The 15,999-nt window shown below is 49.1% G+C and carries 7 protein-coding genes and 2 pseudogenes; 1 reads left to right on the top strand and 8 read right to left on the bottom strand.

From position 1 onward, the window contains the following. Positions 1-5: 5 nt before the first annotated feature. Complete coding sequence (locus PGRAT_RS11720; protein WP_025706718.1) at positions 6-1,025, bottom strand: LacI family DNA-binding transcriptional regulator; 1,020 nt, start codon at positions 1,023-1,025, stop codon at positions 6-8. A 118-nt stretch (positions 1,026-1,143) separates the two neighbouring features. Between PGRAT_RS11720 and PGRAT_RS34890 the strand changes: the two are divergent. Next, positions 1,144-1,421, top strand: a pseudogene (locus PGRAT_RS34890) (transposase); the annotation flags it as partial. Between the two features lie 43 nt (positions 1,422-1,464). Here the strand turns inward: PGRAT_RS34890 and PGRAT_RS11715 are convergent. The 7 genes and pseudogenes from PGRAT_RS11715 to PGRAT_RS11685 all read right to left on the bottom strand — a co-directional run bounded on the left by PGRAT_RS11715 (position 1,465) and on the right by PGRAT_RS11685 (position 15,993). Further along, positions 1,465-9,549 (bottom strand): glycoside hydrolase family 2, encoded by an 8,085-nt coding sequence (locus PGRAT_RS11715; RefSeq protein WP_042266625.1) that lies wholly within the window; start codon positions 9,547-9,549, stop codon positions 1,465-1,467. A 535-nt stretch (positions 9,550-10,084) separates the two neighbouring features. After that, positions 10,085-10,966: pseudogene (locus tag PGRAT_RS11710) on the bottom strand (aldo/keto reductase); the annotation flags it as partial. Positions 10,967-11,032: 66 nt separating this feature from the next. Next, positions 11,033-11,389, bottom strand: a complete 357-nt coding sequence (locus PGRAT_RS11705) for a cyclophilin-like fold protein (protein ID WP_025707712.1) — start codon at positions 11,387-11,389, stop codon at positions 11,033-11,035. A gap of 33 nt (positions 11,390-11,422) precedes the next feature. Continuing rightward, positions 11,423-12,586, bottom strand: a complete 1,164-nt coding sequence (locus PGRAT_RS11700) for a MalY/PatB family protein (protein ID WP_025707711.1) — start codon at positions 12,584-12,586, stop codon at positions 11,423-11,425. A 196-nt stretch (positions 12,587-12,782) separates the two neighbouring features. Next, the gene (locus tag PGRAT_RS11695) at positions 12,783-13,949 is read right to left on the bottom strand and encodes an MFS transporter (protein ID WP_051424781.1); all 1,167 of its coding nucleotides are present in this window, start codon (positions 13,947-13,949) and stop codon (positions 12,783-12,785) included. Between the two features lie 70 nt (positions 13,950-14,019). Further along, positions 14,020-14,424, bottom strand: coding sequence for a MerR family transcriptional regulator (locus PGRAT_RS11690; RefSeq protein ID WP_025707709.1), 405 nt, complete (start codon positions 14,422-14,424; stop codon positions 14,020-14,022). A gap of 144 nt (positions 14,425-14,568) precedes the next feature. Next, positions 14,569-15,993: a 6-phospho-beta-glucosidase gene (locus PGRAT_RS11685; RefSeq protein ID WP_025707708.1), complete on the bottom strand. Its 1,425-nt coding sequence runs from the start codon at positions 15,991-15,993 to the stop codon at positions 14,569-14,571. Positions 15,994-15,999: the final 6 nt, after the last annotated feature.

Below are 15,999 nucleotides of genomic sequence, written 5' to 3'. Positions count from 1 at the left end.
GGCATTCATATCGAATCAGCCCCTTTTTGCGAAGAACCTTTGACAATCAGCCTGGAATTGATCACAAAATCCTTTTGACCCGGCTGGAGATCACCGTTAATCTGATCGATAACCTTGTCCGCCAGCAGCCCCCCCAACTCGTACAGCGGCTGTTCAACGGAGCTAATCTTAGGCGAAACATAGTTGGTAATCCGGATATTGTCGACACCCACCACCGCCATGCGGTCCGGAATTGCAATGCCATACTCAGAGCAAGCTTTGTATACTCCGAGTGCCATCTCATCATTGGCGGCAAATACCGCTGTAAAATCGCTGCTCTCTTCCCATAAACGACGGAAAGCCGCGTATCCTCCATCTTCGGAAAAATCTCCTCTGTCAACTAGATTTGGCAGAAAAGGTAGTCCCGCCTCAGCCAGCCCCTCCTTGAACCCTTGCAGCCGCTCGATGCTGTCCAGCGCTTCCTCGTAGCCGTTCAGAAAAGCAATCCGCCGGTGCCCGTTTGCCGCCAGGTGAGTGACCACATCACGGCCGATTTTCCAGTTATCCGTAGTAGAGCAGGGAATGTTAAGATGTCCAAGACGCCGTCCGATAACCCCAATGGCATAGCCTTCACCAGCGAAGGATGCGATCTCCCCGTCGCTAAGCATTGGCGCCACCAGGATAATGCCGTCTACAGTCCGGTTCTGAAGCAGCGATAAGTACTCCAGTTCCTTCTTCTTCTCATTTTGCGAGTTGCAGATGAGGATTTTGTAATTCATTGCGTTTGCCTTTTGTTCTATGCCCTTGATAATCTCGGCATGATAAGATATCCCGATATCGAGTACGACGACGCCGAGCGTCATGGTCTTTCGGGATCGGAGTTGCTTGCCCATAGCGTTCGGTGTGTAATTCAATTCCTGAATGGCCTTCAATACTTTATTTTGCGTTTCCTTGGTTACCAGAGGACTGCCGTTTAATACGCGGGATACCGTCGCGGGCGAGACATTGGCAATCCGGGCAACATCGATAATTTTGCTATCCTTCATCAGTTCACATACTTTCAAGGTTTGATAAACCCATTATAACACCAATGAAATCGATTTCAATATCCTTTCCTACACTGCCTCCGTTCCACTGCAAATCTCAACAATCATGGTGGTCATCAGTCCGGAACGGCTGCGATACCAGAACCAAGCGCGGGAACAGTTGCGGAGTGAAGAGGACTACGCCTTATCTGTACGTCTAATGACGGAGCCGGAAAGTGTATTTGGACAACTGAAAATAACCGGGGCTTCCGGCGTTTTCTGCTTCGTGGCATCGACAAAGTGACGCTCGAATTCGGTTGGCTTTCACCTGCCCATAATCTATTGCAGCGAGCAGCCAAGGACCAAAAACATAAGAGCAGCGCTCCTCCAATAACAGGAGGAGCGCTGCTCTATTGACTTTTATGCTTTTAATATTCACAGAAACGGCCCGCCAGTTCAACTAGTACATTATTCCATACAACCGGTAAAGCGTGACAGCAGCTTCCGCCCTTGTGATCGGCGAAACGGGCTGCAAGTAACCGTTATAGCCCTGGAACAAACCAGCGGAAACCGCACGGGTTACACTATCCCTGGCATAAGCGGATACCAGAGAAGCATCCCTGAATTCCGGCACTGCTTCCCCGCTGCCCACGGGGTATTCCTTGCCTGCCGCAAGCATGGCTTTGTCCAGCATCATCATCATTTCCTGACGGGTTACCGGCTGCTTCGGCCGGAACTCATCACTGCCCGTACCGCGAACAATGCCCAGCGTCCGGGCAGCATTCACATCTTCATAGTAATAATCAGCCTGCGCTATATCCGTAAAGGAATGGGAGGCTTGCGCCTGCAGATCAAACAGCCGCATAATCATGACCACCGCATCTGCTCGGGTAATAGTTTGAGCAGGCGAATACGAATGCTGTGAGACTCCCTGGATAGCTCCCTTAGAAGCAAGAGCTTCCACCGCTGCCTGCGCCCAGCCGTAGCGGTCCAGATCGCCGAAACTCTTGGCTACTGAGACAACGGCATAGCGGCTGAAGTGATGTGTGGTGAATATCATCTCACTGCCTGTGCTGTCATATCGTCCGCTGATTACCGGCTGTCCCTTGCCGTTTTCCCCGATCTGCCAGAACGTCAGCTGAGACGGGTTGAGCGCTTCGGCGGAGGAAAGCTGGTAAGGCGTGCGGAACGTAACGGTCGCTAGATTGTTCTGCCAGCTGACAGGGTTACCATCCACGGCCGCGCCCAGCTCGACAACTGGACGGCTGCCCGCAGCCTGCTTGACGTCTCCATCCGCACCGGACAGATCCGCGAACTTAACGGACACAGCAATCTGCTTCGCGTCTTTAGCCGTGCCCGCAAACATATCCCCCGGAAGTAGCAGACTTCCTGCAGGGGTAATGAATTGGATCCGCACCTGCTTCATCGAGACCAGATATGAGGCAGGCAGCTGCAATTCGAATGTTGTTTTACCCGCAGCTGGTCCGGCCTTAAACGTAAGCGTCCGCACTCCATTGGCATCTGGCGGAGCGGCGGCGAGCGCCTTCGTAAGCTCCGCTGTGCCGGGAGCAAGAACATACTTCGTACTGTCTGCTGCGGCTACAGAGACAGAAGGGGCCGGTGTGGAGGTTCCGGCATCAGGAATCGGAGTCTCCGTTCCCTTCTTACTAATAACCAGCATTTGCGTTCCAGGCACGGCTTCGTAATAGACGAATGCACCTTCACCTTCCCGGACCGGCTTCAGGTTATAAGAAGTGGCTCCCCGTGTGAGAGTAACCTCGTTCCACTCGGCCGGAACCTTCGTTCTCAGGGTTAGCGGCTCATTGTATACTGCCGGGTCCAGTGTACCCTCCAGCTTAACCTCGATTGCACCGGAAGCGGCTTTCGTTGCCTTAGCTGTGGCGTTCTGTCTTTCACGCAAATATTTGCCCACCTCGGCAAAGGTACCGTTCCAAAGAGCATCTTTCCGCTGGGCTACATAACCGTAATGACTGTCATACAGACTGAGCGGAGGTGAGGACCAGCCTTCACCATCATTGCCATGGCCGGTCAGAATCAGCCAGTTGCCCTTGGCGATACCAAAGTCGGTCCAATCATCCAGCTGGACAGCCGTTGTCGTACTTTCAACCATTGTACTGCTCAGATTGTAATACTGCTCTGTGCTGCTGGCGTTGCCGGCATTGTTACCTCCCTGGCGCGCAGCAACGAAATACTTGGCTGCTTCCGCCGCAACCGCCGCATTGCCCGTATTGTACGGGAGCGCCAGTGATTCCGGCTTATAACCGGTCTTCTCCTTGATCCGGTCGACAGAATCCTTCAACTCGGAGGACACCTCTGACGCGCTGAGCGTGGTCAGATTGCGGTGAGTAACCGTATGGCTTGCTACATCGAAAATCCCTTTATCCAGCAGTGCTTTCCACTGCTCCCATGTGCCCGTGGAAGCGCCAGTGTCATTATAGGCATTGTCGATCCAGCCGCTGATCAGCGCCAGCGTTCCTTTCAGGTTGTATTTTTCATGCAATCCGGCGAACCGTAAATCAGATTCGTAGATACCATCATCATACATAATCGAATACGCGCCGGCCTTGCCGTCTTTCCAGGTGGTGACCTCCGTATCCCCGATGTTGAAAAGTCTGCCCCGGATGGCTTTGGCCACTGTATCGGCTAAAGTCCAGGCTCCTTTCGGATTCGGATGAATCTTATCCGGGAAGTCGCTGCTGCTTCCGGCTGTAGCCGCGTTCACGTCGATCAGGGTTGCGCCTGTCTCTTCGGCCGCCTTCCGGATCAGAGGAATGACCCCGTTTTGCAGGACGGAGTTGACAATGCCATAAGCCTGGTTGGGATCGTCATTGAACACTGCCGGCGGCAGATTGACAAAGACCTTCGGATGACTTGGCAGCGCCTGATATAATTGAATCAGCTCTTTATAATCGCCCAGGAAGTGGTTCTGCCCCTCCTTCCAGTTCCAGGCTTTCGTGTCATTGGTACCCAGCTGGATAACCACGACGTCAGGAGCATAAGTCTGGCTGGCCGCAAATGCTGCTTCATTCCAGTACGGATCGTCGCCGTCCTTTTGCAGCGTGCGGCCGCTGACGCCGAAGTTCTTGACGGCAAAGTTGCTGCCGAGTAGCGACTGGAGCTGGGCCGGATAACTCGTTACCCCGGCATATTTCAGCCCGGCTCCAGCTGTGATACTATCTCCGACCGCTGCTACCTTGATTTGACCTTCCGGGCGGTTCTTCTCTGGAATCTTTTCCGTATATGTGGCGGGAATTTCATCCGACGGATACTCAGCGAAGTACAGATCGTCAAAATAATAGGTGCCGGGATTCCACTCCGACAACCGGATTTCCTTCAGACGGCTGATATCCGCAGAGGTCTTCATCAGCGGAAGATACACTTTCGTCCACTGCCCCTTGACTGAACTGACATCGGTCCAGTTGTTCACGGAGACCGTGCCGTCCGTATCCACAAAGGTAACGTGGACGGTGTTCGATCCCTGCATATCCTTTACATAGAAGGCCAGATAATTGAACCCGGAAGCATCTATGGAAGCTGCGCCGCCCTGTGGCTTAATGATGACAGATTGCTTATCCGCTCCCGGTGAGCCGGCGTCTCCAGTGACTTCCAGCTTCACACTTCCTGTTCCTCCAGGATTGACCCCGAATGTCCGGTCCACCGCCGCGGTGGCATTCACACCCTGGCCGACCTGCACATCCGGTTCCTCAAAAGATTGGAACCAGCCGCTGGAACCTACAGGATACGAAGCGGGCTCCACGCCAGTCTTGTAGGTTGCCGCGAAGAAGTTGTCGACCCATAGCTGCTCAGAAGCGTTCATACCGATCCTGATCTGGGTAATCGCCAGCGTATTCAGCTGCCGGCTGGACAGTGGAACGCCCTGCGACTTCAGAAGCGGAACACTCAGCCGTGTCCATGCGTTTTTCACCGTCTTCCCATCCGTCTCCGTTGTCCAGGAATGCCCCTCGGCATCCACGAGTGTAACGGAAAGAGGTCTGTCCCCCGCGCTGTCCTTGGCGTAGAAGTTCAGGTAATTGTAGCCTGTCAGATCACTGTTGATCGCGCCGCCCTGCGGAACAAATGCGGCATAAGTCCCGTCCGCGCCGGAGCCCGCTGTGATCTTGAGACTCTTCGTGCCATTGCCGGCCGCACTGTCTGCTGCTGATTCCAGCTGCAGCTGAGGGGAGGAAGATAAGTACCCCCGGCCTGATTCAAAACTCTGGAACCAAGCCGAGATACCGGCCGGGTTCGGCTGCGTTCCGGCTGAAATCCGGTTATACCGGTTATACCGCTCGGCCAGAATATCCTTCACCTGCTTCGGCGTTGTCCGGTCCATATGATACAAGCCCATCGTCTGCAGGCCCGTAATATTGGTATACCAGTTATATGCAGTCCACCAGGCTGCACCGCTCAACAGTCCGCCCGGGTTCGGCGTTCCGTCCTCCGCACGGGTAGCTATGCGGGCAAATGCATTGAAGGTACCGGTGAACAGCGTCGTCTGCTTTGTGTCCGAGGCGGTTTCATCACCTGTCCAGTAGCCGTACTCTGTAGCAATGATCGGCTTACCCGGATGCAGCGCATGTATGGCCTCAATTTCCTCCTGTGTCTCCAAGTCTGGATTCGCACCGTAGAAGGCGCCGAAATACATGGTCATTCCGATGATATCGGCCGGGGAATGTGAATGGTCGCTCACGCCTTTGTACGGATTCGCCACGGCGGACTGGCCGACCAGTCTTGTTCCATCGATGGCATGTGCAGCGTCCCGCAGCTCTTGGATAAAGTTAACACGTTCCAGCTGCCCGCCTGACTCATTGCTGACCCCGTCAAACCAGACGGAAGGACGGTTGTAATTACTGAAGATCATTTCCTCCATCATTTGCTTAGCCTGGCCCCGCTGACGCTGCAGGTCGAAGGCTTCTCCGCTGAACCAATAGGCCGGAATTTCCTGCCAGATGGCCAGACCGATCCGGTCGGCAAACTGATAGGTCGGCAGGCTGTGCGGAAAATGCCCAGTCCGGACGAAATTGGCCTTCAGCTCCTCCTTGATCTTCAGCAGGTCGCTGTACCGGGTTGCATCATTCAGCGAAGGTCCTTTGTCGCTGCTGTCCTCTGTATAACCGACCCCGGTGAGGAACGGGGCCAACTCTCCGTTCAGCTTAAGCTGTACACCATCCGCTTCCAGTGTACGGATACCGAACTGGGTATAGAAGGTGTCGGTTACTGCTCCACCTGTCTTCTGCTCTACCTTTAAAATATACAGATTCGGTTCAGACGGACTCCACAGCTTCGGTTTAGGTACTTTTACCTTGAGCGTTTGTACCGCCTCCCCGCTGGCTGGAACCGTTAATGCGCTTCCTTGCGCCGCTGCCGCTTCCGTACCCGTCAGATCCTGCGCATATTCGCTGAGCCGGTTACTCTCTCCGATCTTCGCTTCATAGATTGTATAGGACAGCTGAACCTGCTCCGCCGTTTTACCCGTATGATTCAGAAACGTACGGACCGACAGATTTCCATCCGTATCCAGCGTACGCACATCACTGCGCACCACATAGGTGTCCGGCATAAATTCAACGTAGGCGTCCCGCAGGATTCCTGTGTAGTTGAACCAGTCGGATGTCGCGTACGGCAGGATTTCCCCGTTATTGAACATGTCCCATTTCGGATTATCAACCCGCACAGCGATCACATTGTCGCCGCCATAGTTCAATAGATTGGACGCGTCCAGTGCGAACGGCGTGTAGCCGCCCTGATGCCCGCCCGCATATTTCCCATTGATCCATACATCCGCGAAATAGTTGACGCCGAGGAAAGTAAGCTGTGCAGGCTGCCCCTCAAGAGAGCTATTCACCTCAAAATGCTTGCGGTACCATACCCCGCCCTGATAACCCGACTTGTCACTCTTGTTCTCCGGTCCGCTCAGCGATTCGTAAGCTGTGCTCTCATCCTCCGGGAGAGGCAGCGTCTTGCCGGCCCAGCCGGAATCGTTGTAGCCGGTCTCCTGTCTGCCGCCCGCCTCTTCTTCAAGGCCGGCAGTCCTGGCGCTGTCCCGGGGTGCTGCTGACAGATTGGAATCCAGCGTGGTTCTTTCTTTTTTCCAGTCCCCGTTTAAGGAGAGGTACGTTCTGTCCTTCTGCTTCTCGAATGAACCCAACGGCAAACTACCCGAATAAGGCATCGCTTCGCCGTCCACATCCTTCAGCACCAATTGTGTAAAGCCGGCATTCGGGAACCCTGCGCTTTCTTTTTTAGCGAAATAAAACTCATCCAGATAATAGGTCCCTGCTTTCCCGGGAATCACCGTCACCGTGCTAAGGCGTGCAAATTGGAATTTCAGGCTCTTGTCCATAGGCATGACGATCCGGCTCCAGCCGGCTGCTGTCGTCTTTTCGGTCTGCCAGTCTACCGTTTTGCCGCCAGCATCCTTCAACTGTACGGACAGCGTCTGACCGCCCTGCTCATCCCACACATAAAAGATCAGATGGCTGAAATTTGTGGCGTTGAACTCCGGCTGATAAGCGTAAGGCTGGTTCTTATCCGGAGACTCTTCGAGCGCCTGCGGCCTGACGGTTATGCCATTCATGGCTGGGTTAGTCGAATCCTGGGACAGCACAGCCCGAATGCTCGCAGAGTTGTATGCATTCGCTGACTTCTCCATGCTGAGCGCGGTGCTCACCTCTGTACCTGCCGTAATCCCGTATTGTCCGTCCTGCCCTTTCGTCTCGAAATTCTGATACCAGACCGCTCCGATATTCTGGGCTCCGCTGATGAAGCCGGCCAGTACATCGTCTTCGGCCATGGCAAAATACATATCATCGAGATAATACACTCCGGCATTGTAAAAGCCGATGTCGACGGAGACGATTTTTGTCAGGTCAATCTTCGAGGCTCCTTCCAGCGAAAGCTGCATTTTGACCCATTTATTCTTGGTAGATTTGGAGGTTCCCCACGTGTCCCAGACGCCCCCGTTGGCGTCCTTGATACGGAATTCCACTCCATTGCTGCCCTGGGTGTCCTTCAGATAGAAAGCAAGATATGAATAAGCTGACGCATCGAACGTCCCGCCTGCTTTGGGCTGTACGCTCAAATAACTCCCGACCGCATAAGGCCAGTCATTTTTGACTGTCGTGACCATGACACCAGCCATGCCCGCTGCGTTGGCTATATCTCCGGAGGTCTCGGCGGTGGCAGCGCTGCCTGCAGAGTAGCCGGTTCTGCTCTCGAAATCATTGAACAAGGCTGTGCGCTCTGGCTTAACGGCAGGCGAAGCATCCGTTTCGTTCTGGGCCAGATAAAGATCATCGTAGTAGTACACATTACCGTAACCCCAGTACGTTCCAAGCTCAATCTGCTGCAGTCTGGACAAATTAATTTTTGATTTGTCCAACTTTACGGTCATTTTCACCCATTGCTTCGACTGCGTCTTGACCGCTGGGCTTGTTTCCGTATCCCAGACCCCGCCCTCGGCATCCTTGAATACAACATGAATACTGGATCCGGCGGCTGCTGTCGTATCCTTGACGTAGAACAACAGATAACTGAAAGGGGAAGCATCCATATACGTCGCACCGGATACGGTCAAGCTGCCTTCAGGTTTAATTCCGGCTCCATAAACGCCGGTGTTCCAGGCTTCGTTCCGTTCCTTCCCTTCCCCGTCCGTATAGGTATTCTGCACCATTTTAAGACTGCCGGAGCTTGAGGAATAAGCAGCATCCGCAGTAACACGCTGAGCGACCGTCGCGGTTCCCTGACCTGCCAAGCCATAGCTGCCATCACTGCCGGGTTGTTCGAAACTCTGGTACATGACAGGCGCCGACGGCTCTAAGCCATCACCCGGATAAGCGGGCGGCAGAGCGGCAGCAGATTTGGCAAAGTACATCTCGTCAAAATAATAGATGTTGCCCCAGCCCCAATACTCGCCCAGCGAAATGGAGACAATCCGCGAAAAATCGAGTTTTGTCTTATCGAGCGGAATCGAAAGCCTCGTCCACTCATCCTTCACGGACAGGGTCTGGTCCGTATTGGCATTCCATTCTTTCCCGTCTGCATCCCGGATGACAACATTCGGATTATGAACATCGGTGTCCAGAATGTAAAAATTTAGATAGTTATAGTCAGAAGCATCATAATAGGTCCCTTCTGTAACTGTGTCCTTCTGTGGCGTTACCGTGAATCCGTAAATGTCGGTGTTCCAGGCTCCGCCGCTGGGATTATTGTCATTCGTCTGGATCAGGCGCACACTTCCCCGACTTCCACCTCCCGGTGTCCGGTCTGTAACCGACGCTGTTGATGAGGTGCCGACGGCAGAAATCCCATAGGTCTTCCCCTCCCCGGCCTGCTCAAAGTTCTGATACCACTTGCTGTCTGTCTGCGTCTGCGGCGGTGTCTGCGGTGGTGTCTCCTGCGCGTAAGCGGTATCTCGTGCCATTCCCCCGAATACTCCCGGGAACAGCAAAACCAGTGCCATGACCGCCGCGAAATATTTGTTATGCCCCCGCTTGCGCTTTACCGATTTGCTTATGGACTGCATACATACTCCTTTCGACTCTCTTATTTGAAATCGATTTCATCAAAAAAGAAAATAGAATTAATTTTCATTCCTCCCTCTCTCATCTGTATAAAAAGTGTGAGTGCCTAAGTCATCCAATGTAGTAGGACTCCATTGGACTATCATTTTTTTGAAATCGATTTCATTTTGATATAAAAAAACAGATTCCCCTGTTCATTCCTCCCACTCTTAAAAGCTTATAAACCGGCTGAAGCGAATAGGGCTGCAAATGAAATCGATTTCAAATTTATTATATGAATACTCTATTAAAGATGTCAACGCTTTCTTTGATGTTTTTATTCTTCACTTTCCGAGTCAAGTCGACCGTTTTGATAGGGTCTCCTTAATCAACACCCGGAGTGTATCCACTTTCCTTCTATTCGCTGCACCTTTGAATAAGTGATCAAAGCTTCAAAAGTGATTTCCTTATTAAGGGTTACAGCAGATTGTATCTATTGAATAAATTGGCTTTACTGCAGTATTCATCTTATAAGAACCTTGACCATAAAATTTAGGTTCAGTTAAAACCAGCATTAGACCCATACACCGGATGGGGTACATATGCATCTTCCAATAACGATATTTCTTCAGAAGTTAAGGTAATGGTCAGGGCAGCGGCGGCGTCTTCAAGATGAGAAATTTTCGTAGCGCCGATAATCGGAGCAGTAACAGGTTCTTTCTGCAGCAGCCACGCAAGTGCAATTTGCACGCGAGGAACGCTATGCTTTGCTGCAATTGCGGCAACTTGGTCGATAATTACCCGGTCGGCTTCAGCTGTCGCGTCATACTTAGCTTTTTGCACCTGATCGGTTTCTGAACGCTGTGTGGTTTCCTGCCTATCACGGGTCAACCGGCCCGAGGCAAGCGGACTAAATGGAATGACACCAATGCCTTCTGCCATACACAGCGGCATCATTTCCCTCTCCTCTTCACGGTAGATCAGATTGTAGTGATTCTGCATCGTTACAAACCGGGTCCAGCCATGTTTCTCGGCGACATACAGTGCCTTTTGGAACTGCCAGGCCTGCATGACGGAAGCTCCGATATATCTCGCCTTACCGGCCTTTACTACATCATGTAATGCCTCCATCGTTTCTTCAATCGGTGTATGTTCATCCCAGCGGTGAATTTGATACAGATCCACATAGTCCGTTCCAATTCGTTTGAGGCTCTTATCAATTTCACTCATAATTGCCTTTCGGGAGAGGCCGGAGCCGTTAGGGCCTTCATGCATGCGGGAAAACACTTTTGTCGCAATAACGATTTCATCTCGATTAGCATAATCCTTAAGTGAACGGCCAACAATTTCCTCGCTTGTTCCTTCCGCATAGACATTTGCTGTATCAAAAAAGTTAATGCCCAGCTCCAATGCTTTTTTTATGATCGGACGGCTGTTCTCATCATTAAAAAGAAGCTTTGCTGATTAGCTCAAATCATTTGTCTGTATAGTCCAAAATACAAAAACTTATTCATTGACTATCTCAAGTAGTGCCTCTATCGGTTTATTATAGCTAGCCAGTTTCTTGGCATTATACTCTATACTTCCCAGCTTAATTAGTCCCGAAGCATATCCGGAGCTTTTGTAAAATATCGCAAGGTTCCCCCAAGGGGCGTAGTAAGCAAGGTCTCCTATTGAAGCGGCTGTCCCTGGCGGAGAACCCTCGGCGGATAGACGTGCTGGAAGATCACTGATTTTCTCAGCGCCCGCATAGTCCTGTAAGGTTAGCTTTAAAGGAAGCTGGGTGATGAATCCTTCCACTGCTTTGCTATCTATTAATGTGGCTATATATTCATCCTGCCCAATTGTCATTTTTAATTTCATGCTAGTTTCACTCCCATTCGTTCTATGGATTGATTACATACTTTGAAAAATTTCAATCCCCCGCTTCAAGCGCTGCAAGCCATCTTCCAGACGCGTTTTGGGGCAGGCGTAGTTTATTCTTATAAACCCTTGTCCATTCCCGCCAAAAATAGCTCCTTCAGAAATGTACAACCCGGTTTCTTTTCTTATACATTCGCCTAAAGCCTTCGAATCATTAGTTACAGCTGTGCAATCAATCCACGCCAGGTAGGTAGCCTCTGAATGAATGACCTTAAGCTCTGGAAGCTCTGCTGCCATAAAATATTCAATCCATTGCTTATTGACCATTAAATATTCCAGCAGTGCGTCAAGCCAAGGTTCTCCTTCTGTAAAAGCAGAAATGGCTCCTTCAATGGCAAAAGCATTAGGTTCAGCCACTTCATCGGTATTGATTCCACGATTTACAAGCGCCCGCAGCTCCGGATTAGGTACGATAATAGATGACGTTTGGAGTCCTGCCAGGTTAAATGTTTTGGTTGGAGCCACACATGTGATGCTATTCAGAGCTATCTCTTCGGATACCGAAGCGAAGGGAGTATAACGGTAGCCAGGATGCGTTAAATCACAATGAATTTCATCAGAAAGGATCAGCACATGATGTTTAATACAAAGGTTGCCGATGGTCTCAAGTGTTAGTTTGTCCCACACCTTGCCTATTGGATTATGCGGATTGCAGAAAATCAGGAGTGTTGTTTCGGGATCGGCCAATTTCACTTCCAGATCGGTGAAGTCGATGGAATACCTGTGATCCTTATAGACCAGCTCGCTCGTAAGAACCTTTCGCTGATTATTCACGATCGAGTTATAAAAGATATTATAGACTGGAGCCAGCACCAGTACTTTCTCATTCACTTTGGTCATTTTACGCACAATGGAGGAAATTGCCGGGACGACACCAGTACAGAACATAATCCATTCCTGTTGTATCTGAAATTGATGCCTCCTACTCCACCACCCTGAAACTGCATTGTAGTACGCATCAGGAACCATCGTGTAGCCAAAGATCTTATGGTCTAATCTCTTCTGCAGAGCTTCTACAATTGCCGGAGACGTCTCGAAATCCATATCTGCCACCCATAGTGCAAGCTCGTCCGAATGAACATCCCATTTATAAGAGTTCGTGCCCAAACGGTTGGTCATTTTATCAAAATCAAACACGGAATGGTTCACCTGCTTCCCCAGATTAAACAAGTTGCTTCGTCGGACGAATTAAAATTTCACTTACGGCAACCGTTCAGGTGTACTAATGACATAGGTTACTGCGTGCAGGGATTCAACAAGAGATTTTCCCTTTAATATTAGTCATGTTAATTCCTCCTCAGTTATTGATACAGGCCAAGTTTACAACTTCAAGTTAACTTGAAGTCAAACTTCTTTTTTGATTTACGTAAACTACACCAAATCCAGTTATGGCAATCAATAAGAGAATCATTGCATTAGTGAAAACCAATGATTGTATACTTGGAGCATGAAATAGCTGTCTGACCAATGTCCCTTCATAAGGTGAAAGGGTGGCTCCTAAGTTATAAGCGACCAATACGATCGTAGTGCCCAATTTTGCCATATTCGCAATTTGCTGCGTAAATGTATGCAGTAAGTAAGGCATAATACACCGAAATGAAAAACCGATAACCATCGAACAAAATGTAGTCAGAACAATACTCTGTGAGATCGTCGTCACAAACATGGATACTCCCAGAAAAAGGATGGCCAAAGGAACAATAGAGTGTCTGAGCAATTTATATAATTTTCCAAAAGAGAAGCCGGCAATAAAGGCTCCTAAACCTATAAAAGCAATCATATTGCTGCCGTTCGTCGCGTTCCCAATACTCTTCTCCATTATCAAAGGAGTAATCTGAATATTGTAGTTGATAAATAGAGTAACAATTACAAACAATAAAATGCCAAAGCCAATTATCACTCGTAAGGGCCTTTTATTACTTGGCTGGTCTGAGGTCAGTGTTAGTTGTTCCGCCCCGCCTTTGTCTATCTCCCTTTTATCTTCCGGAACAAAGAAAAGGAACGCAACAAAAACGGGAAGTGCCAATGCATAAACATAAAATGATGTATACCAGTTAATTTTTAATAATTGACCCACGATTAGCGTCAGACAGATACCTCCTAATCCCTCAAAGGCACTCTCAATTCCAATTAAAGATGCCTGTTTTCCTGGATTATTTTGGTATATATCATTGATCATCTGAATGATTAAGCGGTTAAATAAGCCAATACCCAGACCAAACAAACAGCGGGAAACGAATAATAATGAAAAAACATCGTGCTTCATTGCCGGGAATGTCCCTGCAATGAATACGAATCCTAATCCTGTTAAAATGGTTCTCTTCTTTCCGATCCGCAGTTCCAGCCGATTCCCGATTAGAACACCAAAAATAACAAACAGGGAAGGTATTGTAGCCAGTAACCCTACCTGTGTCAGAGAAATAGCAGGAAAATCTTTCGCTATCGCCGGAATATTAGCGGCGATTATTGGTCCTGAAGATATTAATAACGCTACTGACAATAAGGAGTACGTCTTTAGTTTTTCCTTAGGTTTAATATGAATCCCACTCCTTTAGCTACCGAATTCTGATTTAGTCATGCTTCGCTTCTATTACGCGTGTGCCTTTGAGCTTCCCCTCTCGTTCAAACAATTTTCCGTCGTAGTCCTTAATTTTCACGGCTAATCTGCTGATAGATTCGTCAAGTTCTTTCCGTTTCTGTATCAGCTTCTCCCTCTCATCGACCAAAATCTGTTTGCGTGCTTCTAAAGAGTGATCACCGCTAGCGAATAATGACGTATATTCAATTAATGCCTCTATCGTCAAACCTGAATCCCGCATACATTTTATAAAATCAACCCATTTGATATCTTCCTCGTTGTAATCACGCACACCGCTTTCTTTCCGGTTAACCGGCGGAAATAAACCAACGCTCTCGTAGTATCTTAATGTGGCTGGCGAAAGATCAAACAGCTTAGCAACCTGGGTAATATTCATACCTTCACCCCAATATCAATTTTTGTTCAAACTTATCACTTAAAGTTAACTTTAAGTCAAGTGAAGCTGGTCTATTCATTTATAAAGCAATAACGCACCGAGTCCATGACTCAATGCGTTATTACGTCTTCATTCATTAGCAGACTACAGCTCTATACCATTGCTGTGAATTACTTTTTTGTACCACTCAAAAGATTGTTTCTTCCTGCGCTCCAATGTGCCATTTCCAGCGTCATCTTTATCCACATAAACGAAGCCGTATCTTTTGCTCATTTCTCCGGAACTGGAGCTTACGAGATCTATACAGCCCCAAGTAGTATAGCCTAGCAAGTCGACTCCATCCTCTTCCACTGCCGTTATGAACGCTTTGATATGTTCCCGCAGGTACCCGATTCTGTAATCATCTGCGATATATCCCGTTTCATCAGGTGTATCCAGCGCTCCCAATCCATTTTCTACAATGAATAACGGCTTTTGATAGCGGTCATATAATGCATTTAATGTAATTCTTAGCCCCAGCGGATCAATCTGCCATCCCCATTCACTTGTCGTTAGATGTGGATTGCGCAGGGTCGGAAACAGATTTGCGGCGGTTTGCGTATTTACCTCAGGGTCCGCACTGGTTAACCGTGAGCCATAGTAACTGAACGATATAAAGTCAACGGTATTATTTCTTAAGCATTCCTCATCTCCGTCTTCCATTTCCAAGTGAATATCCATTCGTTCAAGCATTTTCCTGGCATAGCTTGGGTATTCTCCACGGGACTGTACATCAACGAAGAAGTAGTGTTCCCGGTCTCTTGTCATTGCTTTCCAAACGTCATCTGGTGCACATGTATACGGATACGTGCTTGCACCCGCCAGCATACAGCCTATCTTAAATTCCGGATTGATTCTGCGCGCAATTTCAGTTGCTTTCGCACTTGCGACCAGTTGATGATGTGCTGCCTGATATTTTACGGCATCTTCATTTTCACCCTCTTCAAATACCAGGCCAGAGCTTCCAAAGGGCAAATGCAATAACATATTGATTTCGTTAAAGGTTAACCAATATTTCACTTTATCTTTGTACCGGGTGAAGATGGTTTCACATAGTCTCTCATAATATTCAACCATTTTGCGGCTTCTCCATGAGCCGATTGTTTTGACCAGATGGATAGGGACATCAAAGTGGGTAATCGTTACTAAGGGCTCAATACCATATTTTAAACATTCATCAAAAACACATTCGTAGAATTTCAGTCCCTCTTCATTTGGGAGTTCGTCATCTCCATTAGGGTAGATCCGCGTCCATGCCAAGGATAAACGGAAGCACTTAAAACCCATTTCCGCTAATAATGCGATATCTTCTTTATAGCGATGATAGAAATCAATAGCTTCATGACTTGGATAGAAATGTTCTTCGTCACACTCCAGCATGCTGACCTTGCCTTTCATAACAGGAACCCGATCCTTCCCCGCTGGAATGACATCGACCGTTGACAGCCCTTTATTACCTTCTGCGTATCCGCCTTCACATTGGTTTGCAGCAACCGCTCCACCCCAGAGAAAATCTTGTCTTAAGGTCATCTAAAA

The sequence above is a fragment of the Paenibacillus graminis genome, assembly GCF_000758705.1.
In the GTDB taxonomy this organism is placed as follows: Bacteria; Bacillota; Bacilli; order Paenibacillales; family Paenibacillaceae; genus Paenibacillus_AQ; species Paenibacillus_AQ graminis.
The sequence above is the reverse complement of the archived record's forward strand: the minus strand, read 5'-3'. Positions and strand labels throughout refer to the sequence as shown.

What these genes read in the sequence shown, in the direction of transcription:
- PGRAT_RS11720 (WP_025706718.1), bottom strand. Translation starts at nt 1,025, where the DNA reads ATGAAGGATAGCAAAATTATCGATGTTGCCCGGATTGCCAATGTCTCG.
- PGRAT_RS11690 (WP_025707709.1), bottom strand. Translation starts at nt 14,424, where the DNA reads ATGAATATTACCCAGGTTGCTAAGCTGTTTGATCTTTCGCCAGCCACA.
- PGRAT_RS11715 (WP_042266625.1), bottom strand. Translation starts at nt 9,549, where the DNA reads ATGCAGTCCATAAGCAAATCGGTAAAGCGCAAGCGGGGGCATAACAAA.
- PGRAT_RS11705 (WP_025707712.1), bottom strand. Translation starts at nt 11,389, where the DNA reads ATGAAATTAAAAATGACAATTGGGCAGGATGAATATATAGCCACATTA.
- PGRAT_RS11685 (WP_025707708.1), bottom strand. Translation starts at nt 15,993, where the DNA reads ATGACCTTAAGACAAGATTTTCTCTGGGGTGGAGCGGTTGCTGCAAAC.